This is a genomic window from Microbacterium sp. MMO-113 (assembly GCF_037148555.1).
Taxonomy (GTDB): Bacteria; Actinomycetota; Actinomycetes; order Actinomycetales; family Microbacteriaceae; genus Microbacterium.
Window position 1 is genome coordinate 532,248 of the sequence record NZ_JBBCTD010000003.1, and the last position, 25,900, is coordinate 558,147.

The following is a 25,900-nucleotide window of genomic DNA, read 5'->3' on the forward strand; positions in this document are numbered from 1 at the left end:
TCAGGCGCGGGGCGTCAGCCCTGGCACTGCTCGGCGTCGGTCTCGGCGCAGATGTCGCGGATGAGGTCGTAGTACGCGTCGTCCACCGGCTTGGTGGCGAAGAACACGCTGCGGAACGCGTCGGAGTCCGCGCTGTCGATGCCCGCCGCGATGATGTCGTCGATGGTGACCTCGCCGAGGGCGTCGACGAGCTGCTTCGCCACGTCGTCCGGCAGCGACGACGAGTAGACGAGCGGAGCACCCGGGACCATGGTCTCGGCGATGACCTTCACCTTGTCGGACTTCTCGACCTCGGAGTCCTCGGCGAAGCCGGCCTCGCACTCGACGCCCTCGCCGACCTTCTGCACGCTCACGTCGTGCTTGCCCGCGAACACGGGCGTGATGTCGGTCTTCGGGTCGACGCCCGCCTCGAGGAGGTTGTACGACGGGAAGAGGTAGCCGGAGGTGGACGAGGGGTCCACGAAGCAGACCTTCTTGCCTGCGAAGTCCTCGAGGCTGGAGATGTCGCTGTCCGCCGGCACGATCGCCTGCGAGTAGTAGCCGGGCTCCTGGCCCTCCTCGGTCACGATGGAGGAGATCGGGGTGAGCTTCGCGCCGTTGTTGGTCGCGGTGACGTAGGTGAACCCCGAGAACGAGGCGACGTCGACCTTGCCGGCGACGGCGGCCTCGATGAGCGCGGCGTAGTCGGTCGACTCGTGGTACTCGACGCTCTTGCCGGTGACCTCGGCGATGTAGTCCATGAGCGGCTGGTAGTTCGTCTCGGTGTCCACCGAGTCGGGGACGACGCCGAAGACGAGGGTGTTCTCGTCCACGGCGAATCCACCGGCGGACTGTGCGTCGCCAGGTGCGTCGGTGGCATCGGCCGATCCGGAACAGGCGGCGAGGCCGAACGCGAGGATCGCAGCGCCGGCGAGGGCGGGGAGAGCGCGGAGCTTCATGAGGACCTTTCAGGGTGGGAGGAGTGATCCAGGGACGACTCTCCCAGCCCTCGGGCCGACATGTATACCTATCTCGGAAGAGTTCAGGCGGCGTTCACCCGCGATTCTCTTGGATGAACGGCCCTACAACACGGGGACTCCGGGAGCGGCAGACGAAGTAATGTACCTATGTGGCCGAACCTGTGTACACCCAGATCGCCGACGACCTGCGCGCGCGGATCGTCGACGGCACGCTCCGGCCCGGCGACGACGTACCCACGGAGGCGGAGCTCGCGGAGCGCTGGCACACGTCGCGGGGTCCGATCCGCAACGCGCTGGCGGCCCTCCGCGCCGAGGGGTTGATCGAGACCGGTCGGGGGCGCCCTGCCCGCGTGGTGGCGCGCAAGGCGAATCAGGCGGTCGACGTCTCGGTCCCGTTCACCCGCTGGGCGCGGGATCTCGGCGTCACGCCGGGCGCGCAGACGCAGGAGTTGAGCCTGCGACGCGCGGGCGATCTCGGACCGGCACTGGGCGTCGGACCCGACGACACGATCGTGAGCGTGGTACGACTGCGGCTGCTCGACGGGCGGCCGACCATGCTGGAGCGCCTGGCCTACACCGAGGACGTCGGGCGCCGGCTGTTCGAGGTGGACCTCGACGAGGTGTCGATCACCGAGCACCTCGCGTCGGTCGGACACCCGATCGTCACCCTGCAGCACGTGATCGATGCCGTGGCCGCCGATGATCAGGACTCGGCGCTTCTGCGCGTGCCTCGCGGCACGCCCATCCTGCGGCTGACGCGGACGTCCAGGGACGCGGAGGGGCGCATCTTCGAAGCGTCGGAAGACCGCTACCTCAGTGAGGTGGTGCGCTTCACGGTGGCGGCGTCCGGGAGATCGACGGACGGGCACTTCATGAGAGCGGTGGGCGGATGAGACCCGGAGACAGATTCGCGACCGCGGGCGCGGGAGTCTAAGAAGCCAGAAAGATCGCGCCCGCGATCGCAGCGCTGGGGACGCTTTATCTGGGGAGCCTTCAGGATATGTCGGCTCCGCGCGGCCGCTGAAGTGCCGAATGTCGAGACACTCGTAGACTTTCGTCTACGGTCTCAGGCCCGGGATCACGGGCTTCATCTCAGGATACGCGGGGCTCACACCACCGGCAACACGGCGGACACGAGCCAGTGTCCGTCCACTTCACCGGCGCTGAACTCGCCACTGGCGCCCATGACGCGTTCGGCCATGCGCCCGAGCCCGGTCCGGCTGGAGGAGAGCTCACGACGCGGCGTCGTGGGCAGCGGGCTGCGCAACGACAGGTGGGCCTTGTCGTCGTCCACGGCGAGACGGATCTCGACGGTGCCGGGACCTGCGTACTTCAGGACGTTCGTGGCCGACTCGCGCACGATCCGCGCGAGCACGATCTCGACGGCACGAGGGATCCGTTCGTCGCCGGGGTCGCCGTCGAGGATGACATCGTGCCCTGCTGCTTCGAACTCGGCCTGCGCCTCCTCGACCGCAGCGACGAGGTCGCCCGTCGGCATGCCCGCAGCTCGCGGGCCGTCGTCGGCGAGGTCGATCACGAAGCGGAGGTCTGTCATGGCCTTGCGGGCGGCGACACGGATCGCCTCCCGGGAGCCGTCGCTGGCGTCGGGGTCTTCGAGCATCTGCACGTGCAGGGACACCACCGTGAGGTGGTGCGCGATGCTGTCGTGCAACTCGCCGGCGATCCATCGTCGCTCGGCGAGGACGGCTTCCCGTTCCTGCTCGGCCGCAGCCTCCAGCTGACGCTCGAGTCTGCTGCCGCGGGCGAACGCCAATCGGAGGGCGAAGCCGACGGCACCCGCGACTGCGGCGAAGACGAGATAGAGGGCGACGTTCACGCCGGAATCCGCATCGCCGAAGGCGACGATAGCGGCAGAGACGAGAAAGGCCCCCGTGTAGGACAGGATCAACGCGGTCCACCCGAGTCGCATGACCAGCCCGGCCGCGACAGCGGCGGCGGTCAAGACCTGGGATTCGGTTCCTGCCAGAAAAGAGAGGGCGAACACGACGCCGAGGGCGCATGTCGCGATGAGGGGTTTCCAGAGATAGAGGGCGAACACTGCCGACGACGCGATGCTCACCAGGACGGCCGCGGGATTCACACCCGGGGCGACGATGAGGCCGATGACGTCGACGGCGACGGTGATGGAGATGATCGCCAGAACGACGATGCGCTCGATGGGAGTGAGCTTCTCGCCTCGAACCAGTCGGAGCGAATCCGCGGAACCGCGAATCGAATGGTCGAAGGCCATGGTTCACTATCTCCTATTCGCCAGGTACTCTAGCGGACGAGACCAAAGAACTTGCCAACCTGCTGCCAGAAAGTCATTACATTCACCTCCGTTCTAGTGCCGTTTGTCGATGTCTGTATTCATCTTCTCGGCGGCGCGCGGAGCGCACATCTGGCGTTCGTCCAGACCTCGATAGCCAAAGGTCTACATCCTCAGAGCGCCCGCTTCACGCCGTTAGGCTTCCTCCATGCAGGAAATCCGCGTCGTGATCGTCGATGACGATCCTCTGGTCCGCTCCGCGCTGTCGCACTTCGTGTCGCGCGCGCCCGAGATCACGGTCGTGGCGCAGGCAGAGGACGGCCGGGAGGCCCTCACGACGGTCGAGCGCGAGAAGCCGGACGTCGTGATGATGGACGTCCAGATGCCGGAGATGAACGGCATCGAGGCGACCGCGGCGATCGCCGAGCGGTGGCCCGACGTGCGCGTCCTCGCCGTGACGACGCTCGATGGCAGCGACACCGTCCTGCCGATGCTGAGCGCCGGCGCCTCCGGTTACCTGCTCAAGGACTCCAGCGCGGAGGAGATCGTCACGGGTGTGCGCGAGGTGTTCGCGGGAGCGAGCTCGCTGTCCCCCCGCATCGCGTCGATGCTCATCCGCCACGTGCGCGACTCCACGCCCACCGCGGCCGCGGAGACCCTGGAACCGCTCACCGAGCGCGAGGAGGAAGTGCTCCAGTGCCTCGCGAAGGGCATGTCCAATGCCGAGATCGCCAAGGCGCTCATCGTCTCGGAGGGAACCGTGAAGGCCCACCTCGGTCGCATGATGTCGAAGTGGCACCTGCGCGACCGCGTGCAGATCCTCGTCACGGCCGCCCACGCCGGCCTCGTCACCTTCCGCTGAACCGCGGCGTCAGAGCGCGAGCAGCACGATCCCGACGAGGACGATCAGTGAAGCGCCGATCCGCCATCCCGGCTGGGACTCCCGCAGGACGAAGGCGCCGAACAGACTCACGAGCACGACGCTGACCTCCCGCAGCGGTGCCACGAGCGCCACCGGAGCGATCTGGATCGCGGTCAGCACGAGGATGTACGACAGCGGGGACAGGATGCCGAAGGCCAGGATGCGCCGCCACTGCGTGCGGCCCAGCGCCAGGACCGCAGCCCATCGTCCGCGCACCGCCACGGAGTAGAACGGCACCTGCAGCAGCGTGGTGCCGACCATGAACGCCACCGGGGACAGCTCCCATTCCCGCACCGCGTGAGCATCCCAGATCGTGTAGACCGCGATCGCCACGCCGGTGAGGGCGCCGAACAACAGGCCGGGGTCGATGCGGCGCCCGCTGCCCGCCGGACGACGGTCGACGAACCCGATCGCGACCACACCGGCGATCACCGCGGCGACGCCGACGAGCGCCAGGGCCGAGGGGCGTTCGCCGAGCAGGAGCACGGCGACGATCACGGAGAGGAAGGGGCCGGTGCCGCGTGCCGTCGCATAGACGGTCGACAGGCTGCCCTCCCGGTAGCCGCGCTGCAGCACGGCCATGTAGGCGACGTGCAGGACCGCGGAGACGGAGACCCCGAGTGCGAACGAGCCGAGGTCGGCCGCACCGAGTCCGCCCGTGAACGGCACGGCCCCGATCCAGACGGCGGTGCTGGCGACCGCACCCCACCACAGGAACGGCGAGCCGGCGCGGCTGATGCCGTGCGCGATGACGTTCCAGGACGCGTGGGCGATCGCGGCGGCGAGGACGAGGACGAGAGCGACAGCGGACATGGCAGACCCTTCCCTCCGCCGCGGGCGCGACGAATCGGGTCCTCCGGGCTTTTGTCCTGTCAGATGACGGCCCTCCTGCGGAGGAGGACCGTGGCGCCGCTCGGACCAGACGGGTGCAGACCCCGGAACCCTAGGCGCTATCGCCACCACCCTATCCCCGACCGGGAAGGGCGCGGTGACCGGGCGCGACTACGCTCGAAGGACACCCCGCGCAGGAAGGTCATGCCATGCCCGTCACCCCGGACGCCCTCGCCCACGCCGAGGACCTCGCCGACTTCGTCGCCGCTTCGCCGTCGAGCTACCACGCCGCCGCCGAGACGGCCCGCCGTCTGGAAGAGGCCGGCTTCGCGCGGCTGCAGGAGGAGGACGCCTGGCCCGCGCAGCCCGGCGGCCGGTACCTCGTGGTCCGCGACGGCGCGACGATCGCGTGGGTGGTGCCGGAGGATGCGACCGCCACGACGCCCGTGCACGTGTTCGGGGCGCACACCGACTCCCCCGGCTTCAAGCTCAAGCCGCAGCCGACCACCGGAGCACGCGGCTGGCTGCAGGCCGCCGTCGAGGTGTACGGCGGTCCGCTGCTGAACTCCTGGCTCGACCGGGAGCTGCGCCTCGCCGGCCGACTGGCCCTCGCCGACGGCCGGGTCGTCCTCGCCGACACCGGCGCGCTGCTGCGCCTCCCCCAGCTCGCCATCCACCTCGATCGCGGCGTCAACAACGGCCTCGCGCTCGACAAGCAGACCGAGACGCAGCCGGTGTGGGGCCTGGGGGATCCGACCGAGGCCGATGTGCTGGGCGAGCTCGCCGACTCCGCCGGAGTGACCGCGGCGGAGATCCGCGGGTACGACGTCGTCGTCTCCGACGCCGCGCGGGGTGCCGTGTTCGGCAAGGACGACGCGTTCTTCGCCTCCGGCCGGCTCGACGACCTCGCCTCGGTGCACGCGGGCGTCGTGGCCCTTGCGGCTCACGAGCCCGCCGCGGGCGCGCCCGTCGCGATCCTCGCCGCGTTCGATCACGAAGAGCTCGGCTCCGAGTCGCGCTCCGGCGCCGCGGGCCCCTTCCTCGAGGATGTGCTGGAGAGGCTCTACCAGAGGCTCGGCGCCGACGGTTCCGCCCGCCGCCAGGCGTACGCGTCGTCGTGGTGCCTGTCCAGCGACGTGGGGCACTCCGTCCACCCGAACTACATCGGCCGGCACGATCCCGTCGTGCAGCCCGTGCTCGGCTCCGGACCCATCCTCAAGCTCAACGCCAACCAGCGCTACGCGACCGATGCGGTCGGCGCCGCGTCCTGGCGGAACTGGTGCGATCGGGCCGAGGTGGTGACGCAGGAGTTCGTCTCGAACAACAGCGTGCCGTGCGGCTCGACCATCGGACCGATCACCGCGACCCGGCTCGGCATCCGCACGGTCGACGTGGGCATCCCGATCCTCTCGATGCACTCCGCCCGCGAGCTCGCCGGGGTCTCGGACCTGCACGACCTGACCCGCGTGGCCGGGGCCTTCTTCGCCGGCTGAATCGGGCCGCGCGGAGTGCGCCCACACAGTGCCAGGATGTGAGGATGACCGACATCAGGCCGGCTCTCATCGAGCGTGCAGGCATCGAGATCATCCCCGAGTCCGAGCGGACCGCCCAGCCCCGCGACCTGTTCTGGCCGTGGTTCGCGGCGAACGTCTCGGTGTTCGGGATGTCGTACGGCTCGTTCGTGCTCGACTTCGGCATCTCGTTCTGGCAGGCGACGGTGGTGTCGGTCGTCGGCATCGTCGTGTCATTCCTGCTGTGCGGCCTCATCGCGATCGCGGGCAAGCGGGGGTCGGCGCCGACGATGGTGCTCTCCCGAGCCGCGTTCGGCGTGCAGGGTCAGAAGGTCCCAGGGATCGTGTCCTGGCTCACGTCGATCGGGTGGGAGACGTTCCTCGCGATCATGGCGGTGCTCGCGACGGCGACCGTCATCACGCAGCTCGGCGGCGACGGCGACAGCCTCTGGCTGAAGATCCTCGCCACCGTCATCGTCGCGGCGCTGATCGTCGCCGCCTCGGTGCTCGGCTACCACACGATCATGCGGCTGCAGTCGGTGCTGACATGGATCACCGGCGTCGTGACGATCGTCTACATCATCCTCGCCGCGCCGACCATCGACCTCGCCGCGGTGCTGGCCCGGCCGGACGGCGGCATCGGCCAAGTGGTCGGCGCGCTCGTCATGGTGATGACCGGATTCGGGCTGGGCTGGATCAACATCGCCGCGGACTGGTCGCGTTACCAGAAGCGCACCGCGTCCGACGGGGCGATCATCGCCTGGAACACCATCGGCGGCTCGGTGGCACCGGTCATCCTCGTCGTCTTCGGTCTGCTCCTCGCGGGATCGGACGCCGAGCTCATGGACGCGATCGCCGCGGATCCGATCGGTGCGCTCGCGAGCATCCTGCCGGTCTGGGTCCTCGTGCCGTTCCTGTTCACGGCCGTGCTCGCGCTCGTCTCCGGCGCGGTGCTCGGCATCTACTCCTCCGGCCTGACCCTGCTCAGCCTCGGCATCCGCATCCCGCGGCCGTCGGCGGCGGCGATCGACGGCGCGATCCTCACCGCGGGCACCATCTTCGTGGTGTTCTTCGCGACCGATTTCCTCGGCCCGTTCCAGAGCTTCCTCATCACCCTGGGCGTGCCGCTGGCCTCCTGGGCCGGCATCCTCATCGCCGACATTCTGCGTCGTCGGAAGGACTACGACGAGGCGGCCCTGTTCGACAGCCGCGGCCGCTACGGCGCCTGGGACTGGACCTCGATCGGCACCATGGTCGTCGCGAGCGTGATCGGCTGGGGCCTCGTCCTCAACGGCTTCGCGGACGCCGCACCGTGGAACAACTGGCAGGGATACCTCCTGTTCCTCGTCGGCGGGACGGACGGGGACTGGGCGTACGCGAACCTCGGGGTGTTCGTCGCCCTCGTGCTGTCATTCCTCGTCACCTGGTTCGCGCGGGCGGGGAAGATCCGGCGGCAGGAGTCGTGAGCCCTTCGACAGGCTCCGGGACCCAGGAGGCGGCAGGCACCGGAGCCGAGAGCTGGCTCGTGGTGATCGACCCGCAGGTGATCTTCGCGTCGCCCGACTCGGCGTGGGGCTCGCCGTTCTTCGCCGACGCGATGACGAACATCCGGCGCCTCGCGGACGCCTTCGGCGAGCGCGTGCTCGTGACCCGGTGGCTTCCGACGGCCGACCGCTCCACCTCCTGGGGCGAGTACTTCGCCGCGTGGCCGTTCGCCGACCGCCCCGCCGACGACCCCTTGTACGCGCTGGTCCCCGAGGCGGAAGGCCTGTCTCCTCATCCCACCGTGGACCTGCCGACCTTCGGCAAGTGGGGCCAGGAGCTCGAGGCCATCGTGGGTAACGGCGGTCGGATCGTGCTCGCGGGTGTGTCCACGGACTGCTGCGTCGTGTCCACCGCTCTCGCCGCCGCGGATGCCGGGGCACGGGTGACGCTCGCCGCCGACGCCTGCGCCGGCTCCACGGCCGAGAACCACGTCGCCGCCGTGCAGGTCATGTCCCTGTATCCCCCGCAGATCACCGTGACCGACACCGCCACCCTCCTCTCCCCCTGACCCCGGCCCCGCCCCCGCGCCCCGCACCCGTGCGGGACGGAATTCGCACTTCCGCACACCATTTCCCGCCCGTTTTCGATCCCGCACCCCGGCGAGCTCTCCCAGCGGGACGGATTCCGCCCCTCGCGTGGGTCCACCGGGCACGGTTTCGATCCCGCACGGAGCCTCCGTCGCGGGATGGAAAAGCACCTCGGCAGCCGCGGGGAGGAGCGTTGTTGAGCCCGACAGGGGCGAGGGTCAGGCGTGGGCGCGGACCGCGGCGGCGATGTCGGCGGGAGATCCGTGCCAGGGCGCACCATGGCCGGGAAGGACCCACTCGGCGTCGAGCGCCGCGAGACGGTCGAGCGAGGCCAGGGCTTCCGCGGGCGCGTCGGTGAACGGGGCCGGTTGCGCGCCCTCCTCCCCCGTGAGCACATGCCGCGTGGTCAGAGCGTCGCCGACGAACACCGCGCCGACCGCCGGGATGTGCACTGCGACACTCCCCGGCGAGTGCCCCGGGAGCCCCACGACGACCGGGGCCCCGGGGAGGTCGAGCACATCACCGTCCGCGACCTCGGACACCTCGGTGACGTGGCGCGTGCGGACCGCACTCTTGCGGAGGCCGTAGGCCAGGAACCCGAGCATCGGACCGAGCCGGGCAGGACCCATCGGGGTCTTCGGCTTCTCCCCGGTACGCACGCGGTGGGCATCAGCACCGTGGATGAACACCGGTACGCCGGACTCGCGACGCAGTCGTTCCGCGAATCCGATGTGGTCGCTGTCGCCGTGGGTCAGCACGAGTCCGCGGATGTCGGACAGCGATCGCCCGATCGCGGCCAACTCCCGCTGCAGGTCATGCCAGTGCCCGGGCAACCCGGCGTCGACGAGGGTGATGCCCTCGGGCAGATCGATGAGGTACGAGGCGACGATGTCGTTGCCGAGGCGGTGGAGGTGGGGGGCGAGCTTCATGATGATCCTCTCGGGCGATTGCGATGGCTACGTTACGTAGCTATCATGGCTACTGTCAATAGCCATCGAGGAGGATCCATGCCCACCCCCGAGCGCACATCGATCGATGCCATCGTCGCGGCCGGCCAGGCGATCATCGAGGCCGAGGGGCCTGCGGGACTCACGATGCAGGCGGTCGCGGAGCGTGTGGGCGTGCGCGCCCCCTCCCTCTACAAGCGCGTGCGCGATCGCGAGGCCCTGCGCGCCGCGGTCGCCACGGCATCCGTCCATGCCCTCGCGACCCGACTCGAGGCGGCCGGCGACGACCTCTCCACCCTCGCCCGGACCTATCGCACCTTCGCTCACGCGCACCCGGAGGGATTCCGCCTCATGTTCAACGCCGCGGTCTCCCGCGAGACCCTGGAACGCTCCGCCGCCCCCGTCATCCGCGCCTGCGCCACCGCGGTCGGCGAGACGGACGCCCTCGACGCCGCGCGTCTCTTCACCGCCTGGGCCACCGGATTCCTGCAGATGGAGCTGTCCGGGGCGTTCCGACTCGGCGGTGATGTCGACCGCGCCTTCGAGTACGGCCTCCGGCGCCTCATCACGAGCCTCGCTGGGTGAGGACGCCCGCCCTTCCCAGTCCACGACGGCGGATGCCGGCGCACTGAGGCCGTGGACGGCGCCGCATCGTGCTGGCGGGAGACTCCGCCGGGGCCCAGCTCGCCAGCCGATTGGGGACGCTCGTCACGAATCCGTCCCCCGGTCGTGCGGGCGGTCCTGGGCACGGGCGCACGAGCCGGGCACGGATGCACGACCGAATCAGGGAGATACCCGTGCAACTGTCTCCGGATCGTGCAGGTGAGCCGAGACCGGACATAACAGGTCTGTGACGACCGGCACGGAAGTGATATGTTCGCGGGATGCACACCGAGAACGAACGCGCACTCGAGTCCGGGATCGTCACGGACCTCTCCGGCCGCATGACCTACGGCTCGTATCTCGCGCTCGACCAGCTCCTCACGGCACAGCATCCGGTGAGCGACCCGCAGCACCACGACGAGATGCTGTTCATCATCCAGCACCAGACGACGGAGCTCTGGCTGAAGCAGCTGCTGCATGAGCTCAGCTCCGCCCGGGAGCTGCTCGCGGCCGACGACCTGCGCGAAGCCCTCAAGCGCATCGCCAGGGTCAAGCGCATCCAGGACGTGATGACGCAGCAGTGGTCGGTCCTGGCGACACTGACCCCGACGGAGTACGCCCAGTTCCGTGGCGCGCTCGGCAACTCGTCCGGCTTCCAGTCGGTGCAGTACCGCGCCGTGGAGTTCGCGCTGGGCAACAAGAACGAGAAGATGCTGAGCGTCTTCCGCGACCACCCTGCGAACCTCGCGCTCCTCACCGCCGAGTGGGAGAAGCCCACGCTGTACGACGAGTTCCTCCGCTACGCGTCGCGCCGCGGGCTCCCCGTCCCGCGCGAGATCCTCGACCGGGACGTGCGCGAGCCGTACCGCGAGACCCCCGCCCTCGTGCCCGCGATCCGCGCGATCTACCAGGACCCGCGCACCCACTGGGACCTCTACGAGGCCTGCGAGGACCTCGTCGACCTCGAGGACAACTTCCAGTTCTGGCGATTCCGCCACCTCAAGACCGTGTCCCGCACCATCGGGATGAAGGTCGGCACGGGTGGATCGAGCGGCGTCGGCTTCCTGCAGCGTGCCCTCGACCTGACGTTCTTCCCGGAGCTCTACACCGTCCGCACCGAGATCGGCTCCTGATGCGCGCGGCGACGTTCTTCGACGGTGAGCGCTGGCGCGAGGGCGTCGCCGGGCTCGGCGTGGACGGGCGCCCCCAGCTCCGCGATGAGGCGCCCTCCCCCGGCACCCCGGCCCTGATCGGACGCATCGTCGGCGGCTTCACGGACCACCACGTGCATCTGCAGCTCGTCGACCATGCGCTCCTCGCCTCGTCGTGCCTCGGTCGGGTGGTCGACCTCGGCGGCGATCCGTCCACAGTCGCGGGGATCGCCCGGCACCACTCCGGAGATTCGTCGACCCGACACGGATCTGGAGCGTCGCGCACCGTCCACTACGCCGGCGCGTTCCTCACTCCTCCCGGCGGTTACCCTTCGGACCGCGCGTGGGCACCGGCAGGTTCGGTCCGGGAGATCGCCGACTCCGCGGCGGCGGCGACCGTGATCGAGGAGCTGGCGGCGGCCGGCGCCTCCGGCATCAAGGCCGCGAGCAACAGCGCCGCCGGCCCGGTCCTCTCCGACGCCCTCTTCCGCGCGATCGTCGAGCTCGCCGCGGCGCACGGCCTCCCCGTCGTCGCCCACGCGGAGGGCCCCGGCGAGGCGCAGCGCGTCATCCGCCTCGGAGCGACGCAGCTCGCGCACGCTCCGTTCACCGAGCGTCTGGACGACGAGGAGATCGCGGAGCAGGCCGTCCGGTCCGCCTGGATCAGCACCCTCGCCATCCACGACCCCGCCGCGAGGGCCATCGCGATCGACAACGTCGCCCGGTTCCACGCCGCCGGCGGCACCGTCCGCTACGGCACCGACATGGGCAACGGCCCGACCCCCGTCGACCTGAACCCGACCGAGGTCGCCGCCCTCCGCACCGCCGGCCTCGACGACGAGGCCCTCCTCCGCGCCCTTGCGCCCGTCGACCCGCTCGATCCCCGCTCTCTCCTCCTCCTGCTGCCACCGGGATCCGCCGATCCCCTGGCCGCCCGCCCGCTCACCCCCGCCGACCTGAATGTGTGACATGACCGACCGCTCCGCCGATACCGCCCTCCTCGACGCCGCCCGCGCCCTGGACGAAGCGGACCCACTCGCCGCGCACCTCGACGCGTTCGTCGAGGCCCCGGGCGTCACCGCCTACCTGGACGGCAACTCGCTCGGCCGCCCGCTGCGCGACGTGCCGGAGAAGCTCGCCGCCTTCGTGCGCGAGGACTGGGGCACCCGCCTCATCCGCTCCTGGGACGAGCAGTGGATGGCCCTGCCGATGGAACTCGGCGACCGCATCGGCGCCGTGACCCTGGGCGCGGGGCCGGGGCAGACGGTCGTGTCCGACTCCACGAGCGTCCTCATCTACAAGCTCATGCGGGGGGCCCTTCGACACGCTCAGGGACCCAGCGGCGCGGCTCAGGGGCCCACGGGGCGGACGGAGCTCGTGATCGAGGAGGGGAACTTCCCCACCGACCGGTTCCTTGCCGAGGGCGTCGCGGCGGAGATGGGGGCCACGCTGCGCTGGATCACGCCCGATCCGGTGCACGGCGTCACGATCGACGACGTCGCGGCCGTGGTCTCCGAGCGGACGGCGCTCGTCTCGCTCAGCCACGTCGACTACCGCTCCGGCGCCCTCGCCGATATGCCCGGCATCACGGCCGTCGTCCACGAGGCCGGGGCGCTGATGATGTGGGACCTCTGCCACTCGGCGGGCGTCGTGCCGATGCAGCTCGACGACTGGGGCGTCGACATGGCCGTCGGCTGCACGTACAAGTACCTCAACGGCGGCCCGGGATCGCCCGCGTTCGCCTACCTCCGCCACGACCTGCAGGGCCTGCTGCGGCAGCCGATCCAGGGATGGTGGAGCGCCGCCGACATCTTCGCCATGGGCCCGGAGTACGTCCCCGCCGACGGCATCCGTCAGCTCCTCAGCGGCACGCCGCCGGTGACCTCGATGCTCGCGATGCAGGGCATGATCGACCTCATCGAGCAGTCGGGGATCGACGGCGTGCGCGCGAAGTCGGAGTCGCTCACCGCGCTCGCGGTCCGGGCGTACGACGAGCTGCTCGCGCCGCTGGACGTCCGCCTGCTCAGCCCTCGCGACCCCGCGCGACGCGGCGGACACATCACGATCGGCCACCCCGACTTCCGGGAGGTCACCCGGAGGCTCTGGGCCGACGGCGTCATCCCCGACTTCCGCTTCCCGGACGGGATCCGGCTCGGGCTGTCGCCGCTGAGCACCTCGCACGCCGAGACCGTGGCCGGGGTGCTCGCGGTCAGGGATGCGTTGGAGTCCGGTGTCTCCTGACCCCGCGGCGCCGGTCGTGCTCGATGACATCGACGCCCGCCCCGGCAGCACCGCCTCGCTCCTGCGCACCCTGATCGGCCTGTATCTGCGCCCGCTCGGGGGCTGGATCTCGGCCGCCGATCTCGTGGCGCTGGCCGCCGATCTCGGCATCCCCGCCGCTCCCGCCCGGACGGGCATCGCCCGTCTCAAGCAGAAGGGCCTGCTCCTACCGGAACGCCGCGACGCCGTCGGGTACCGGCTGAGCCCGGCGGCCGTGCCGATGCTGGAGCGCGGCGACCGCCGGATCTTCCGGATGCAGGAGATGACCGACGACGATCCGTGGTGCCTCGTGTCGTTCTCGATCCCAGAGAGCGCGCGCAGCGTGCGCCATCAACTGCGCCGTCGGCTGCACTGGATCGGCGCCGGTGTCGTCTCCCCCGCCCTGTGGATCTGTCCCGGGCACCTCAGGAAGGAGGCGGAGCAGATCCTCGACGAGCTGGATGCCCGCCGCTGGGCGACCCTGTTCGACGCCTCGGCCCCGGCCCCGGCCGGCACCCTGGCCGAGGCCGCTGCGGCGTGGTGGGACCTGGACGGGCTGCGCGCCGAGCACGAGGCCTTCCAGGCGTCGCTCACGGCCATGCCCGATGCGCCGTTCCCCGCGTACGTGCACCTCATCGACCGGTGGCGGGTGCTGCCCTACACCGATCCGGGGCTGCCCCCGGCGATGCTGCCGGCCGACTGGCCGGGCGGACGCAGCTTCGAGGCGTTCGCCCGGCTGTCGGCGGCGTGGGAGGCACCCGCCCTGGCTCACGTGCGAGCCGTGACGACCTAGCCATTCCGGGTGGCGACCTCGCGCACGAACCCGGTCACGTGCTCCTGCAGCCGCAGGATCCGCATCTCGCGCGCGAGCTCGCGGTCGTACCCCGGATAGGCCAGCGGCGGGAGCGTGCGCACCGCCGCGTTGCAGCCGAACTCGGCGCACGCGAGAACGCCGACCGTGTCGCCCTTGCGACCGGCGGCCCCGGCGCGTCGGGCCACGTACAGCTGCACGTCGTTGCGGAGCGTCACGTCCTCGCACCACGAGCACTGAGCGCGGGCGAGCACGCGCTGCTCGGCACGCTGCAGCACGACGCCCACGGGCTCGTCGTCGATCCAGACGACGACATAGGCGCGCCGCGGCAGCTTCGGGTCGACCCAGCCGAGGTAGTCAAGTCGGTCGAAGTCGGTCTCGGCGAAGCCGGGCGGCACGGTGATGTCGGAGACCTCCTTGCGGGAGGCGTTGCAGAAGGAGGCGCGCAGGGCGCGCTCGTCGATGGGACGCATGAGGGAAGAGCTTTCGGTGTGATCGCCGGAACGGCGAGACGGATCGGAGGATCACCCGGACGATGCCGGGGTACGACGCAGCACCGGAGACGGGGTTCCGCCTCCGGCCGGTCCTCAGCCTCTGCCTGCGGCGCTGAACGCGCCTGCAGCTCCGCTCCGCGCCCCGAGGGCGCTCATCGACGACAGCACCCGGCGAGCATACACCCGTTTGTTTCGTCGCGTGTCGAGAGCGCTGCGGGATCCCGACCTCGTCGGCGTACTCTGGCCGGACGCCGATCCGAAGGAGTCCCCGTGTCCACGCCGCTGCACCGCCGTCCGCCCCTCGAGGTGCGTGAGCGTGCGACGTGCATGTGCCGGAACGGCGGCCGCTGCTCCTCCTCGGCCCCCGGCCACGCCCTGCACCTGATCCAGGAGCGCCTCGCGGCGGCGACCCCGGCGCGATGGGCGGACGCGTTCGTGACCGCGGCGGATCCGGTCGCCGGAGACCTCGTCGTCCGCACGCTCGACGGCACCACCCACACGCTGTGGAACGGCTCCGGCGCGGCGCTGGAGGCCGCCATCGGCAGCCCGGTCGCCCTCCACCTCGACTACGCCGTGCTCGCCGTCGGGCGCACCCGCTTCAACGTCGCCGTCGTGTGAGGATGCACTGACCCCCTCGGGTCAGGCGCTCGCCATCATCATGTCGCGGACCGCCATGCAGGCGTTCATGCAGGCCTGGCACGCCTGAGCGCACAGGCGGCAGACGTCGCTGTGATCGGCGTGCTGCATGCACTCGTCCATGCACATCTGGCACATCGCGATGCAGGCGTCCAGCATCGCCATCATCGTGGCCGGGGTCATCCCCTGCACGCGGAGCATGGATCGCATCATCGTGTGACACATGTCCGCGCAGTTCATGCACGCGGGGGCGCAGCCCATCTCCTGCGTCGCGCACACGGTGCAGGCCTGCTCGCAGGCCGCACAGGCGTCCATACAGGCCTGCAGCACCGACATGTCCATCATCGCCATGTCCGGCATCGACTCCATGTTCTTGGACATGGCACCCATCATCATCGCGTCCATCGCACACCGCTCCCTTCGTCGAGGACGACGGGCAGGACACCCGCCTGGCGCCAGGCTAACCCCTGGGTGGGACGGGAGTCGATGGGGGCGGAACGCTGACACGCCGCTCGGTGAATGTCAATCCCGTGGACGGACCGCACGCCCGGTGCGACGCTCGAAGAGCAATCGATCCGTCCAGGAGAGGAGCCTCTTATGAGTGGCGCAGATGACATGAAGAATTCCGCTGAGAAGCTGGGTGGCAAGGTCAAGGAAGGCTTCGGCAAGCTGACCGACAACGAGAAGCTCGAGGCCGAAGGCCAGGCGGATCAGGTCAAGGCCGACGCGAAGCAGGCCGGCGAGAACGTGAAGGACGCCGCGGGCAAGGCCGGCGACAGCGTCAAGGACGCGTTCAACCGCTGATCCCCCACCCGCTGATCCCATGAAGAGGGGGAGGCTCGCCGATGGCGAGCCTCCCCCTCCGCACTCGGGTCAGACCTTGCGGCTGCCGGTGATCGCTCGGATCAGCCAGGCGATCACGGCGATGGCCAGGAGCACCAGACCGACCCACAGCAGGAACTGGAGCGACTGCACCAGTCCTCCGGTGATCGCGAGGATCACGGCGATGACGATGACGATGATCAGGAGGATGTTCATCGGTCTTTCCCTTCTCTGGGGGCGCGGGCGCCCGACTGCGGTGACCTCACGCTAGACCCGAACCACACCCTCTCTGGAGGGGGTTGACTTCGACCCTCCCGATGCGCGAAGGAGCAGAGCAATGCCAGGACGACGCAACAACTCACTGAAAGATCCGGAGCTGTACGAAGAGCTCCGCGACGACGGGGCTTCGAAGGAGAAGGCCGCCCGCATCTCGAACGCCGCCGCACGAGACGGCCGCAGCTCGGTCGGCCGCCGCGGCGGGAAGCACGGGGACTACGAGGACTGGACCGTTCCCGAGCTGCGCAAGCGCGCCAAGGAGCTGGGCCTCACCGGCTACAGCGGCAAGCGCAAGGCCGAGCTCATCTCCGAACTGCGAAACCACTGACCCGGATGACGCGCTTCGGGATCGAGGAGGAGTTCCTCCTGCTCGACGAGGATTCGCTCGTCCCCGTCGCCCTCAGCGGTGACATCCTGGAGCGCATCGGCGATGACGTCATCGCCGGACGCGTGACCACCGAGTACCTGGCCTCGCAGGTCGAGGCCCTCACCGATCCGGTGCGGACCGGCGCCGAGGCCGTCCAGCAGCTGACGGCGATGCGCACGGCCATCGGCACGCAGGCACGCGCCCGGCGCGCGATCGCGGCGCCCACTGGCTCTCCGTTCACCACTCTCCGCTCGCCGCGCCTCTCGCCGTCGGCGCACTACGACGACGTCGCGCGGCGGCTCGCGCACCTCACCCGCGAACACGAGGTGAACGGTCTGCACGTGCACGTCGAGGTGGCGGACGAGGAGGAGCGGGTCCGCGCCCTGAACCGTCTCCGCGCCTGGCTGCCGCTGCTGCTCGCTCTCAGCACGAACAGCCCGTTCGGCAACGGTCTCGACACGGGATTCGCGAGCTGGCGGAGCATGCTCATCCGCCGGCTCCCCTCGTCCTGGTGTCCGCCCCGGTTCGCCGACCTCGACGACTACCGGGCGCGCGTAGACCAGCTCCTCGCCCTCGGAACCATCGGCGAGGCCACCTCCCTCTCGTGGGCGGTGCGCCTCTCGGAGCGCTACCCGACGGTCGAGGCGCGCGTCGCGGACACTCAGCTCACTGCGGAGGACGCCGTTCTCTCCGCACTGCTGACCCGCGGGATCGCCCTGTCGTCCGGGCAGCGGATCGTCGCCGACGAGACGGAGGCGATCGACGCGTCGATCTGGATGGCGTCGAGAGCGGGGATGACGGCCCGCATCGTGGATCCGCTCACCGGAGAGGTCTGCCCGACCTGGACCGTGGCGGAGCACCTGATCGACGACATCGGGCCGGTGCTGGACGACCTCGGCGATGCGGCCGCCGTGCAGGAAGGTCTCGACCGGATGCGGGCCGACGGGACCGGTGCGGACCGACAGCGCGCGGCGCACGCACGGGACGGGCTCCCCGCGCTCCGACGGCTCCTGCAGGGAGGTACCGGAACTCCGGCCGACTGACCGGCCCTCGCGTCCGTCGCCCGGAGTAGGGTCGGCCTGTGTCATCCTTCGCCCCGCTCCAGCGGCTCGTCATCGCGATTGCCGTGCTGGCCTCGTTCGTCACGTTCCTCGACGGGACTGTGGTGAACGTCGCCCTTCCCGCCATCAGTGAAGAGCTCGGCGGCGGGATCACCACGCAGCAGTGGGTCGTCGACGCCTACCTCATCACCCTCAGCGCGCTGATCCTGCTCGCCGGCTCCCTGTCCGACGCCTACGGACGGGTGCTGGTGATGCGGATCGGCCTCATCGCCTTCGGCATCGCGTCCGTCGCCGTCGCCGCCGCGATCGACCCGCTCATGCTCATCGTGGCTCGCGGGGCGCAGGGGGCGGCCGGAGCCCTGCTCGTCCCCAGCTCCCTCGCGCTCATCACCGCGACCATGCGCGGCGACCTGCAGGCAAGGGCCATCGGCGTCTGGACCGCCTTCACCACGGCCGCCCAGCTGGTCGGCCCCCTGCTCGGCGGACTCTTCGTCGACTTCCTGTCCTGGCGCTTCGTCTTCCTCATCAACGTCCTCCCCATCGGGGTGACGCTGGTGCTGCTCGCCCGCCTGCATCTACCGGAGCACCCGCGAGGCGTCCGCGTGGACTGGTGGAGCGGAGCACTGTGCGCGCTGGGTCTGGGCGCCATCGTCTTCGCCCTCATCGAGCAGCCGAACCTCGGATGGACCTCCCTCGCGATCTGGATCCCCGCCGTGGTCGGGGCCGTGCTCTTCGCCGTCTTCCTGTGGCGCCAGGGCCGCTCGGCCACACCGCTCATGCCGCTCTGGCTGTTCCGGGTGCGCGACTTCGGGTGGGGCAACCTCGCCACGCTCTTCGTGTACGCCGCGCTCTCCCTAAACGGCTTCGTGGTCGGCGTCTACCTCCAGCAGGGGGCGGGACTCAGCGCCACGGCGGCCGGGCTCGCGAGCCTGCCGATGACGATCCTCATGATCCTGCTGAGCTCCCGCGCCGGCGGGTGGGCGGGGCGCTGGGGCCCGCGCATCTTCATGACGATCGGACCGCTGATCATGGCCGTCGGCGCATTGATGCTGCTGACCGTGAACGCCACCTTCGACTACTGGGCGCAGGTGCTCCCGGCCATGATCGTGATGGGTCTCGGTCTGTCGCTCACCGTCGCCCCGCTGACGGCCGCGATCCTCGGGGCCATCGACGAGAACCACTCCGGCATCGCCTCCGCTGTGAACAACGCCGTCTCCCGCGTCGCGGGTCTGCTGGTGGTCGCGATGCTGTCGACCATCGTCGGGGGCACGCTCGACCTCGACGGTTTCCACAACGCAGCATGGGTCACGGCGGCGCTCCTCGTGCTCGGCGGCGTCGTGTCGTGGATCGGCATCCGCCGGAACCCCTCGGAGGCGGCGGCCCCGCCCGTCGGCGCTCCCGCGCAGACGACGCCTCAGCCGCGATGAGCGTCCCGCGTCCGCGGCGCCGTCGAAGGACGACACACCTCTCCCTGGCGGCGTCGGTCGCGGTCGGGGTCTTCGCTCTCGCCGCCTGCACCGCGCTGCCCGCTCCCCCCGCGGAGGGAACGGGGTCGTCGGCCGATGTCGCACTTCCTCCGACCGGCGCCCTCCCCGACTACCAGCTCGGCGGCGCCTACGATCCGCCCGAGGGGGTGGGCATCGTCGGGCGCGACCGCAGCGCGGAGCCGGCTGCCGGCCTCTACTCCGTCTGCTACGTCAACGGCTTCCAGACCCAGCCGGGCGAGCTCGACGCCTGGCCCGACGACCTTCTCCTGCGCGACGGCGACGAGGTGGTCTTCGACCCCGATTGGCCCGACGAGGCCCTCCTGGACACCGGCAGCGCGGCGCAACGATCCCGCATCGCCGAGATCGTGATCCCGTGGATCGAGGGCTGCGCGGACTCCGGCTTCCAGGCGGTCGAGTTCGACAACCTCGATTCGTTCTCGCGCTCCGGCGGCGCCCTGAGCCTGGACGACAACCTCGCGCTCGCGGAGCTGCTCGTCGACGCGGCGCACGGTGTCGGGCTCGCCGCCGGGCAGAAGAACGCGGCCGAGCATGCGGACGTCCTGAAGGAGCGCGCGGGCTTCGACTTCGCCGTGACGGAGGAATGCGCCGCCTTCGCGGAGTGCGGTGCGTACACCGCGGTCTACGGGGCGCACGTGATCGACATCGAGTACACGGATCAGCTCCCCCGGCCGTTCACTGAGATGTGCGCCGACCCGGACACCCCGGCGTCGACCGTGCTCCGCGATCGTGACCTCGTCACTCCGGACGATGAGGGCTATGTGTTCGCCGGGTGCCCGTGACGACGGGCGCGCTTGCCTGCCGACCGGCTCGGCGTCAAGTCCCTGGTGGTCTCCGCTCGCGCGCGTGAGGATGCGGGTGATCGATCCGATGGGAGCCCCTCCTCATGACCCTCTCCACCCTCGACGCCGACACCGCCGTCGCCTTCTCGCCGCGCGGCCCCCTGTCGAGCGCCGTCCTCGGCGTCCTCACGGGTCGCGGTGACGATGCCGCGACCCTCCCCGACCTCGCCGCCGCAGCCGTCGCTGCGAGCGACGACGTGGTCCGGGATGACGACATCCAGCTCGGCCTGTTCGTCCTCTACGCGTCGTCCTACGGCTCGCTTCCGCAGCTGGATGCGAGTCTCGAGTGGGATGCCGGGGTGGTCACGGCACGCCGCATCCTCGAGGACGCCTTCGAGGCCGCACTGCGTGACACCGTGCCGGTGCCCGAGCTTCCCGAACCCACGGTCGACGCCGTCGGTCGCGCCCTGTTCGCCCTCGCCGCCGCGGACACCGGCCCCAGCCTGTCCCGGCACATCGCCCGGAAGGCCACCCGCGAGCAGGCCGAGGAATCCCTGATCCTGCGATCGGTGTACACGTTGCGGGAGGCCGATCCGCACTCCTGGGCGATTCCGCGGCTGACCGGCCGCCCCAAGGCCGCGCTCGTGGAGATCCAGTCCGACGAGTACGGCGGCGGCCGACCCCAGCGGGTGCATGCGGAGCTCTATGCGCGGGCCCTGCGCGCCGCAGGACTCGACGACACGTACGGCGCCTATCTCGACGACGCCCCGGCGATCACGCTCGCCTCGCACAACATGATGAGCCTGTTCGGACTCAACCGCCGGCTCGTCGGCGCCATCGTCGGCCATCTCGCCGCCTACGAGATGACCTCGTCGATCCCCTGCCGGTTCTACGCCGACGGCCTGCACCGGCTGGGGTTCGCCGACGAGGTCGCCGCGTACTTCGAGGAGCATGTGGAGGCCGACGCGGTGCACGAGCAGATCGCCGCCCGCGACCTCGCGGGCAGCCTCGCCGAGGACCGTCCGGAATTGCTGGCGGACATCCTGTTCGGCGCGGCCGCGTGCCTCACGGTCGACGGGTGGGCCGGAGCCCACACCCTGGACGCCTGGACCGAGGGCCGCTCGGCGCTGCGGGAGAGGACGACGGCATGAGCGGTCGCGAGGAGCCGGTCACGGTCACCGCGTACCCCGACGGCCCGCTGCTCGTGCGCGGGGAGATCGAGCTGCGCGCGAGCGACGGCACGGTGATCGATCCTCGGCGCCGCACGGTGGCGCTGTGCCGCTGCGGGCTCTCCGCACTCAAGCCGTTCTGCGACGGCACGCACAAGGCGGCCGGGTTCCGCACCGAGGGCTGAGCCGGGGTCAGCCCTCCGGCCAGTAGTGACTGTCGGGGACGGATCGCGCGCCGAAGATCGCCTGCCCGACGCGCACGCACGTCGCGCCCTCCTCGACGGCGATCTCGTAGTCGCCGGACATGCCCATCGACAGTGCACCGTCGCCGATGAGTTCGGGAGTCTCGTCGCGCGCCCTGTCGCGGAGCGTGCGCAGGAGCGCGAAGCACTCCCGCACCCGGGCGTCGTCGGGCGTGAGCAGCGCGAGCGTCATCAGGCCACGGACACGGAGGGCACCGTAGGACGGCAGGGCCTTCAAGAAGCCCGGCAGCTCCTCCGGAGGCATCCCGAACTTCGAGTCCTCGGCCGAGGTGTTCACCTGCACGTACACGTCGAGGCTGCGGCCCGCGGCCTGCAAGCGCCGGTCGAGGGCCTCCGCGACGCGGAGTCGGTCGAGCGCCTGGAACTCGGCAGCGAAGGAGGCGACGTCTCTCGCCTTGTTCGTCTGCAGGTGACCGATGACCACCCAATCGACGTCGAGGTCGGCCGTCTCCCGGTTCTTGCGTACCGCCTCCTGCACCTTGTTCTCGCCGAGACGACGCAGGCCGGCACCGATGGCCACCCGCACCCGATCGGTCGGGACGGTCTTGCTCACGGGGAGCAGGTGCACCGCAGCGGGTTCGCGTCCCGCCCGCTCGGCGGCGGCGTCGATGCGCGCACGCACCGCCGCGACGTTGGCCTGGAAGTCGGCGGCGGTGGACGCCGTCGGGTAGCGATCGGCGCCGTCCTCCGCGGGTTCGAACTTTGACATAGGTCAAAATCTAACATAGCTTCGGGACCACGTCGCACGTCCGCCGACATCCCCTCACGAAGGAGCCTGCCCATGTCCGCACCCGGCCTGTTCTCCGACACCTCGCTGTCGACTCCGCGCCTGCGCACCGAGGTGCCGGGGCCGCGGAGCCGCGCCCTGCACGAGCGCCGGCAACGCGTCGTCCCTCGCGGGGTCGGCAGCGTGCTGCCCGTCTACATCGAGCACGCCGACGGACCCTGGGTCACCGACGTCGACGGCAACCGCTTCCTCGACCTCGGCAGCGGCATCGGCGTGACGACGATCGGCCACACCAACCTCGCCGCCGTCACCGCCGCGACGGAGCAGCTCGATCGGGTCACGCACACGCTCTTCACCGTCACCCCCTACGAGGGGTACGTGCGCCTCGCCGAGCTGCTCGCGGAGAGGGTCCCCGGCACCCACGAGACCCGCACGGCCTTCGCGAACTCCGGGGCGGAGGCCGTCGAGAACGCGGTGAAGATCGCCCGACGGCACACCGGGCGTCGCGTCGTCGCCGCCCTGGACCACGCCTTCCACGGGCGCACCAACCTCGCGCTCGCGATGAACCACAAGGCGGCGCCGTACGGGACCGGGTTCGGCCCGTTCGCCCCCGACATCCACCGCGTCCCCAATTCCTACCCGTACCGGGACGGACTCGACGGCATGGAGGCCGCGGCGCGCACGATCGCCCATCTGGAACAGCGCATCGGCGTCCACGACCTCGCCGCCGTCATCGCCGAGCCCATCCAGGGCGAGGGTGGCTTCGTCGTTCCCGCCGCGGGCTACCTGCCCGCCCTGCAGGAGTGGTGCACCCGGAACGGCGTGGTGTTCATCGCCGACGAGATCCAGACGGGCCTCGGGCGCACCGGGACGTGGTTCGCGAGCACGCATTTCGACCTCGTGCCGGACCTCGTGCTCACGGCGAAGGGCATCGCCGGCGGGCTGCCCCTGGCGGGAGTGACCGGCCGCGCCGAGATCATGGACGCGCCCGACCCCGGCGGTCTCGGCGGCACGTTCGGCGGCAACCCGGTCTCGATCGCCGCCGCCCTCGCGGTGTTCGACGAGCTCGAGCACGGGACCTTCTTCGCGGACGCCCGACGGATCGGCGCCCACCTGTCCGCGCGGCTCGAGGGGCTGCGCGCCCGCCACGCCGTCATCGGCGACATTCGCGGGATCGGCGCCATGCAAGCCTTCGAGCTGAGCACGCCAGGTACGACACGACCGCTGGCCGGGGCTGCGTCCATGATCGCGGAGTTCGCCGCCCAGCGCGGCATCCTGCTGCTCACCGCCGGGAGCGACGGCAACGTGATCCGCTTCCTGCCGACCCTCACGACGACGGACGAGCAGCTCGACGTCGCGGTGGACGTGATCGACGAGGCCCTCAGCGCGCTCCGTTGACCACCCGGAGACGCAGCGCCTCCCCCCTCCACCGCACCCGGGAAAGGTCCTGCACGACGAGGTCGGGGTGGGCCGTCGCAGAGGCTGCGCCCACCCCGACCACGAACCCCGCGCCGGCCGCCCTCGCCGCACGGATCCCCGGAGCCGAGTCCTCGAAGACCACGCAGTCCCCCGGGTCCCGCCCGAGCAGACGCGCGGCGCGGAGGTAGGGGTCGGGCGCAGGCTTGCCGCGGTCCACATCCTCGGCGGCGACGAGCACGGTAGGCGTCGGGATGCCCGCTCCGCGCATCCGCGCGGTCGCGACGGCCCTGTTGCTGCTCGTCGCGACCGCCCACCGGTCAGGCGGCAGCGCGGCCAGCAGGGCGGCGGCCCCGGGGATACCCGCCGTGGCCGACGCGACGTCGAGCTCCCGCGCGAGCAGGTCGGCCGTCGCCTCGTCCACCCGCTCCGGCTCCACGAGCGTCGCGACCACCTCACTCGGCCGCATGCCGTGCGGGGCGTCTCGGAGGAAGTCGAATCCCGGGGCATACCGACGGGCCCAGGCACCCCACGCGGTCGCGGCCGAGGGGACGGAATCAACCAGCACCCCGTCGCAGTCGAACAGGATCCCCGTCGTGCGCACGATCACCTCGGCACCCTGAACCTGGTGTGCTATTTTTGGCATAGGTCAAATCTATCCGAGGAGAGTGCATGTCTGCGTCCCGCACGCCCCGAACGGCCGTCGCCGTCCGCCACGTCCCCTTCGAAGACCTCGGCATCCTCGCTCCCCTGCTGGCGGAGCGCGGCTACGAGATCACCCTCCTCGATGCCGGCATCGACGAGCTCGACGCGCACACCGTCTCAGGAGCGGACCTGCTCATCGTCCTCGGCGGACCGATCGGGGTGTACGACGACGATCGCTACCCCTTCCTGCGCTCCTCGAAGGCCGCCGTCGCGGCGCGGCTGGACAGCGGCGGCGCCACGCTCGGCGTCTGCCTGGGCGCGCAGCTCCTGGCCGAGTCCCTGGGCGCAGCGGTCCGGCCGACCGGGGCGGTCGAGATCGGCTTCGGCCCGCTCACATTAACCCCTGAGGGCCGGGAGTCCGTCCTGGCCCCTCTCGACGGCGAGCCCGTGCTGCACTGGCATGGGGACGAGTTCGCGATCCCCGCCGGCGCGCAGTCCCTGGCGCACACCCCCGGCTTCCCCCATCAGGCCTTCGCGGTGGGGCGCACTCTCGGCCTCCAGTTCCACCTGGAAGCCGACCACCGCGCCATCGAGCGCTGGCTCATCGGCCACGCCCACGAACTGAATCACCACGGCATCGACCCGCGGGGGATCCGGGAACAGGCACGCACGCTCGGCCCCCGACTCGAGACACTCGCCACCCGCGTCCTCACCGACTGGCTGGATGCGGTCGAGGTCTAACGAGAACGCCCGGGCAGCGGAAGAGGCCGGACCCCCAGCGAATCCGGCCTCTGCTCCCCGCGACCTCAGGCGGCGCGACGCAGCGGCACCGTCGGGAAGTCGATCGGCACGTCGAGCGCGATGTTCACGTAGTTCGTGAAGAGGTTCAGCGCGACCTGGCCGATGGTCTCGACGATCTGCTCGTCGTTCCAGCCGTGCGCGCGGAGGGCGTCGACATCGGCGGAGGTCACCTGGCCACGCTCCTCGACGAGCTTGAGCGCGAAGGCCAGCAGCGCCGCGGTGCGCGGGTCGTCGGAGGTGCCTTCCTGCGCCTCGGCGAGGACCTCCTTCGACAGGCCGGCCTTCCTGCCGAGCGCGGTGTGCGCGGCAAGGCAGTAGCCGCACGAGTTGCGGTTCGCGACGGCGACGGCGATCTGCTCGCCCAGGGCCGCGCCGAGCGTGCCCCCACCGTAGGCGCCGAACGCGCTCCACATGCTGGTGAGCGCGGCGGGCGAGTTCGCGACCGCACGGAACATGGCGGGAACGGCGCCGAAGGCGGAGCCGATCTGCTCGAGCTGGTCCTTGACGGGGCCGGTGGCGGTCTCACGGTCGACGAGAGGGACGTTGGGCATGGGTTGCTCCTTTGTTTCGGGACGGGCCGGGTTCGGCTTCTCCTTAAGCT

30 protein-coding genes are annotated in these 25,900 nt (G+C 70.7%); 20 read left to right on the top strand and 10 right to left on the bottom strand.

The annotated features are described in order from the left end of the window. Positions 1 to 14: 14 nt before the first annotated feature. A complete protein-coding gene (gene phnD, locus WFJ36_RS13325) occupies positions 15 to 938 on the bottom strand; it encodes a phosphate/phosphite/phosphonate ABC transporter substrate-binding protein (protein WP_071329032.1) in 924 nt (307 codons plus the stop codon). Positions 939 to 1,108: 170 nt separating this feature from the next. Between phnD and WFJ36_RS13330 the strand changes: the two genes are divergently transcribed. Further along, positions 1,109 to 1,852, top strand: coding sequence for a GntR family transcriptional regulator (locus WFJ36_RS13330; RefSeq protein ID WP_071329033.1), 744 nt, complete (start codon positions 1,109 to 1,111; stop codon positions 1,850 to 1,852). Between the two features lie 215 nt (positions 1,853 to 2,067). Here the strand turns inward: WFJ36_RS13330 and WFJ36_RS13335 are convergent, their stop codons facing one another. Next, entirely contained in the window at positions 2,068 to 3,210 is a 1,143-nt protein-coding gene (locus tag WFJ36_RS13335) for a sensor histidine kinase (RefSeq protein WP_292785938.1), read from the bottom strand. A gap of 226 nt (positions 3,211 to 3,436) precedes the next feature. On the opposite strand from WFJ36_RS13335, the gene WFJ36_RS13340 reads away from it, so the two are divergent. After that, positions 3,437 to 4,090 carry a response regulator gene (locus WFJ36_RS13340; RefSeq protein ID WP_256209438.1) on the top strand — a complete coding sequence of 218 codons (654 nt, stop codon included), beginning with the start codon at positions 3,437 to 3,439 and terminating at the stop codon, positions 4,088 to 4,090. Between the two features lie 9 nt (positions 4,091 to 4,099). On the opposite strand, the gene WFJ36_RS13345 is transcribed toward WFJ36_RS13340, so the two are convergent. Further along, the gene (locus tag WFJ36_RS13345) at positions 4,100 to 4,963 is read right to left on the bottom strand and encodes an EamA family transporter (RefSeq protein WP_071329036.1); all 864 of its coding nucleotides are present in this window, start codon (positions 4,961 to 4,963) and stop codon (positions 4,100 to 4,102) included. Positions 4,964 to 5,190: 227 nt separating this feature from the next. Between WFJ36_RS13345 and WFJ36_RS13350 the strand changes: the two genes are divergently transcribed. The 3 genes from WFJ36_RS13350 to WFJ36_RS13360 are packed head-to-tail and all read left to right on the top strand — an operon-like array spanning position 5,191 to position 8,545. Beyond that, positions 5,191 to 6,474 (top strand): M18 family aminopeptidase, encoded by a 1,284-nt coding sequence (locus WFJ36_RS13350; protein WP_336643454.1) that lies wholly within the window; start codon positions 5,191 to 5,193, stop codon positions 6,472 to 6,474. 44 nt (positions 6,475 to 6,518) lie between these two features. After that, the gene (locus WFJ36_RS13355) at positions 6,519 to 7,958 is read left to right on the top strand and encodes a purine-cytosine permease family protein (RefSeq protein ID WP_071329038.1); all 1,440 of its coding nucleotides are present in this window, start codon (positions 6,519 to 6,521) and stop codon (positions 7,956 to 7,958) included. Beyond that, positions 7,955 to 8,545, top strand: coding sequence for a cysteine hydrolase (locus WFJ36_RS13360; RefSeq protein ID WP_256209439.1), 591 nt, complete (start codon positions 7,955 to 7,957; stop codon positions 8,543 to 8,545). The genes WFJ36_RS13355 and WFJ36_RS13360 overlap by 4 nt, the downstream gene beginning before the upstream one ends. A gap of 237 nt (positions 8,546 to 8,782) precedes the next feature. On the opposite strand, the gene WFJ36_RS13365 is transcribed toward WFJ36_RS13360, so the two are convergent. Next, on the bottom strand, positions 8,783 to 9,493 hold the full coding sequence (locus WFJ36_RS13365; RefSeq protein ID WP_336643455.1) for an MBL fold metallo-hydrolase: 711 nt from the start codon (positions 9,491 to 9,493) through the stop codon (positions 8,783 to 8,785). Positions 9,494 to 9,571: 78 nt separating this feature from the next. Between WFJ36_RS13365 and WFJ36_RS13370 the strand changes: the two genes are divergently transcribed. The 5 genes from WFJ36_RS13370 to WFJ36_RS13390 all read left to right on the top strand — a co-directional run bounded on the left by WFJ36_RS13370 (position 9,572) and on the right by WFJ36_RS13390 (position 14,317). Continuing rightward, the gene (locus tag WFJ36_RS13370) at positions 9,572 to 10,096 is read left to right on the top strand and encodes a TetR/AcrR family transcriptional regulator (protein ID WP_336643456.1); all 525 of its coding nucleotides are present in this window, start codon (positions 9,572 to 9,574) and stop codon (positions 10,094 to 10,096) included. Between the two features lie 299 nt (positions 10,097 to 10,395). Then, entirely contained in the window at positions 10,396 to 11,247 is an 852-nt protein-coding gene (locus WFJ36_RS13375; protein ID WP_071329041.1) for a tryptophan 2,3-dioxygenase, read from the top strand. Next, positions 11,247 to 12,233, top strand: a complete 987-nt coding sequence (locus WFJ36_RS13380) for an amidohydrolase family protein (protein ID WP_336643457.1) — start codon at positions 11,247 to 11,249, stop codon at positions 12,231 to 12,233. Before WFJ36_RS13375 ends, WFJ36_RS13380 begins: the two co-directional genes overlap by 1 nt. Position 12,234: 1 nt before the next feature. Further along, positions 12,235 to 13,506 carry a kynureninase gene (locus WFJ36_RS13385; protein ID WP_292785921.1) on the top strand — a complete coding sequence of 424 codons (1,272 nt, stop codon included), beginning with the start codon at positions 12,235 to 12,237 and terminating at the stop codon, positions 13,504 to 13,506. Then, complete coding sequence (locus WFJ36_RS13390; protein ID WP_336643458.1) at positions 13,496 to 14,317, top strand: PaaX family transcriptional regulator; 822 nt, start codon at positions 13,496 to 13,498, stop codon at positions 14,315 to 14,317. The genes WFJ36_RS13385 and WFJ36_RS13390 overlap by 11 nt, the downstream gene beginning before the upstream one ends. Here WFJ36_RS13390 and WFJ36_RS13395 read toward each other — a convergent pair. Further along, entirely contained in the window at positions 14,314 to 14,808 is a 495-nt protein-coding gene (locus WFJ36_RS13395; protein ID WP_336643459.1) for an FBP domain-containing protein, read from the bottom strand. The two genes, WFJ36_RS13390 and WFJ36_RS13395, sit on opposite strands and share 4 nt — an antisense overlap. Positions 14,809 to 15,099: 291 nt before the next feature. Between WFJ36_RS13395 and WFJ36_RS13400 the strand changes: the two genes are divergently transcribed. Then, positions 15,100 to 15,447 carry a hypothetical protein gene (locus WFJ36_RS13400; protein WP_180964567.1) on the top strand — a complete coding sequence of 116 codons (348 nt, stop codon included), beginning with the start codon at positions 15,100 to 15,102 and terminating at the stop codon, positions 15,445 to 15,447. Between the two features lie 21 nt (positions 15,448 to 15,468). On the opposite strand, the gene WFJ36_RS13405 is transcribed toward WFJ36_RS13400, so the two are convergent. Continuing rightward, positions 15,469 to 15,870 carry a hypothetical protein gene (locus WFJ36_RS13405; RefSeq protein WP_336643460.1) on the bottom strand — a complete coding sequence of 134 codons (402 nt, stop codon included), beginning with the start codon at positions 15,868 to 15,870 and terminating at the stop codon, positions 15,469 to 15,471. Positions 15,871 to 16,080: 210 nt separating this feature from the next. On the opposite strand from WFJ36_RS13405, the gene WFJ36_RS13410 reads away from it, so the two are divergent. Continuing rightward, a complete protein-coding gene (locus tag WFJ36_RS13410) occupies positions 16,081 to 16,269 on the top strand; it encodes a CsbD family protein (protein WP_370670658.1) in 189 nt (62 codons plus the stop codon). Positions 16,270 to 16,338: 69 nt separating this feature from the next. Here the strand turns inward: WFJ36_RS13410 and WFJ36_RS13415 are convergent, their stop codons facing one another. Then, positions 16,339 to 16,503 carry a hypothetical protein gene (locus WFJ36_RS13415; RefSeq protein ID WP_164498167.1) on the bottom strand — a complete coding sequence of 55 codons (165 nt, stop codon included), beginning with the start codon at positions 16,501 to 16,503 and terminating at the stop codon, positions 16,339 to 16,341. A gap of 121 nt (positions 16,504 to 16,624) precedes the next feature. Between WFJ36_RS13415 and WFJ36_RS13420 the strand changes: the two genes are divergently transcribed. From WFJ36_RS13420 to WFJ36_RS13445, 6 genes are all read left to right on the top strand, one after another. Next, complete coding sequence (locus WFJ36_RS13420; RefSeq protein ID WP_025102516.1) at positions 16,625 to 16,891, top strand: DUF7218 family protein; 267 nt, start codon at positions 16,625 to 16,627, stop codon at positions 16,889 to 16,891. Positions 16,892 to 16,896: 5 nt separating this feature from the next. Continuing rightward, a complete protein-coding gene (locus tag WFJ36_RS13425) occupies positions 16,897 to 17,973 on the top strand; it encodes a carboxylate-amine ligase (RefSeq protein WP_336643461.1) in 1,077 nt (358 codons plus the stop codon). Between the two features lie 38 nt (positions 17,974 to 18,011). Continuing rightward, a complete protein-coding gene (locus WFJ36_RS13430; RefSeq protein WP_336643462.1) occupies positions 18,012 to 19,418 on the top strand; it encodes an MFS transporter in 1,407 nt (468 codons plus the stop codon). Next, positions 19,415 to 20,278, top strand: a complete 864-nt coding sequence (locus tag WFJ36_RS13435; protein WP_336643463.1) for an endo alpha-1,4 polygalactosaminidase — start codon at positions 19,415 to 19,417, stop codon at positions 20,276 to 20,278. The genes WFJ36_RS13430 and WFJ36_RS13435 overlap by 4 nt, the downstream gene beginning before the upstream one ends. Before the next feature lie 104 nt (positions 20,279 to 20,382). Beyond that, a complete protein-coding gene (locus WFJ36_RS13440; RefSeq protein ID WP_071329049.1) occupies positions 20,383 to 21,429 on the top strand; it encodes an iron-containing redox enzyme family protein in 1,047 nt (348 codons plus the stop codon). Then, entirely contained in the window at positions 21,426 to 21,632 is a 207-nt protein-coding gene (locus tag WFJ36_RS13445) for a CDGSH iron-sulfur domain-containing protein (protein WP_336643464.1), read from the top strand. The genes WFJ36_RS13440 and WFJ36_RS13445 overlap by 4 nt, the downstream gene beginning before the upstream one ends. 7 nt (positions 21,633 to 21,639) lie before the next feature. Here the strand turns inward: WFJ36_RS13445 and WFJ36_RS13450 are convergent, their stop codons facing one another. Next, on the bottom strand, positions 21,640 to 22,419 hold the full coding sequence (locus WFJ36_RS13450) for a YggS family pyridoxal phosphate-dependent enzyme (protein ID WP_336643465.1): 780 nt from the start codon (positions 22,417 to 22,419) through the stop codon (positions 21,640 to 21,642). A gap of 72 nt (positions 22,420 to 22,491) precedes the next feature. On the opposite strand from WFJ36_RS13450, the gene gabT reads away from it, so the two are divergent. After that, entirely contained in the window at positions 22,492 to 23,835 is a 1,344-nt protein-coding gene (gene gabT, locus WFJ36_RS13455; RefSeq protein WP_336643466.1) for a 4-aminobutyrate--2-oxoglutarate transaminase, read from the top strand. Here the strand turns inward: gabT and WFJ36_RS13460 are convergent. Next, positions 23,819 to 24,499: an HAD-IA family hydrolase gene (locus tag WFJ36_RS13460; protein WP_071329053.1), complete on the bottom strand. Its 681-nt coding sequence runs from the start codon at positions 24,497 to 24,499 to the stop codon at positions 23,819 to 23,821. The genes gabT and WFJ36_RS13460 overlap by 17 nt on opposite strands. 26 nt (positions 24,500 to 24,525) lie before the next feature. On the opposite strand from WFJ36_RS13460, the gene WFJ36_RS13465 reads away from it, so the two are divergent. Next, positions 24,526 to 25,239 (top strand): glutamine amidotransferase, encoded by a 714-nt coding sequence (locus tag WFJ36_RS13465; RefSeq protein ID WP_336643467.1) that lies wholly within the window; start codon positions 24,526 to 24,528, stop codon positions 25,237 to 25,239. Positions 25,240 to 25,304: 65 nt separating this feature from the next. Here the strand turns inward: WFJ36_RS13465 and WFJ36_RS13470 are convergent, their stop codons facing one another. Beyond that, positions 25,305 to 25,850, bottom strand: coding sequence for a carboxymuconolactone decarboxylase family protein (locus WFJ36_RS13470; protein ID WP_071329055.1), 546 nt, complete (start codon positions 25,848 to 25,850; stop codon positions 25,305 to 25,307). Positions 25,851 to 25,900 lie beyond the last annotated feature (50 nt).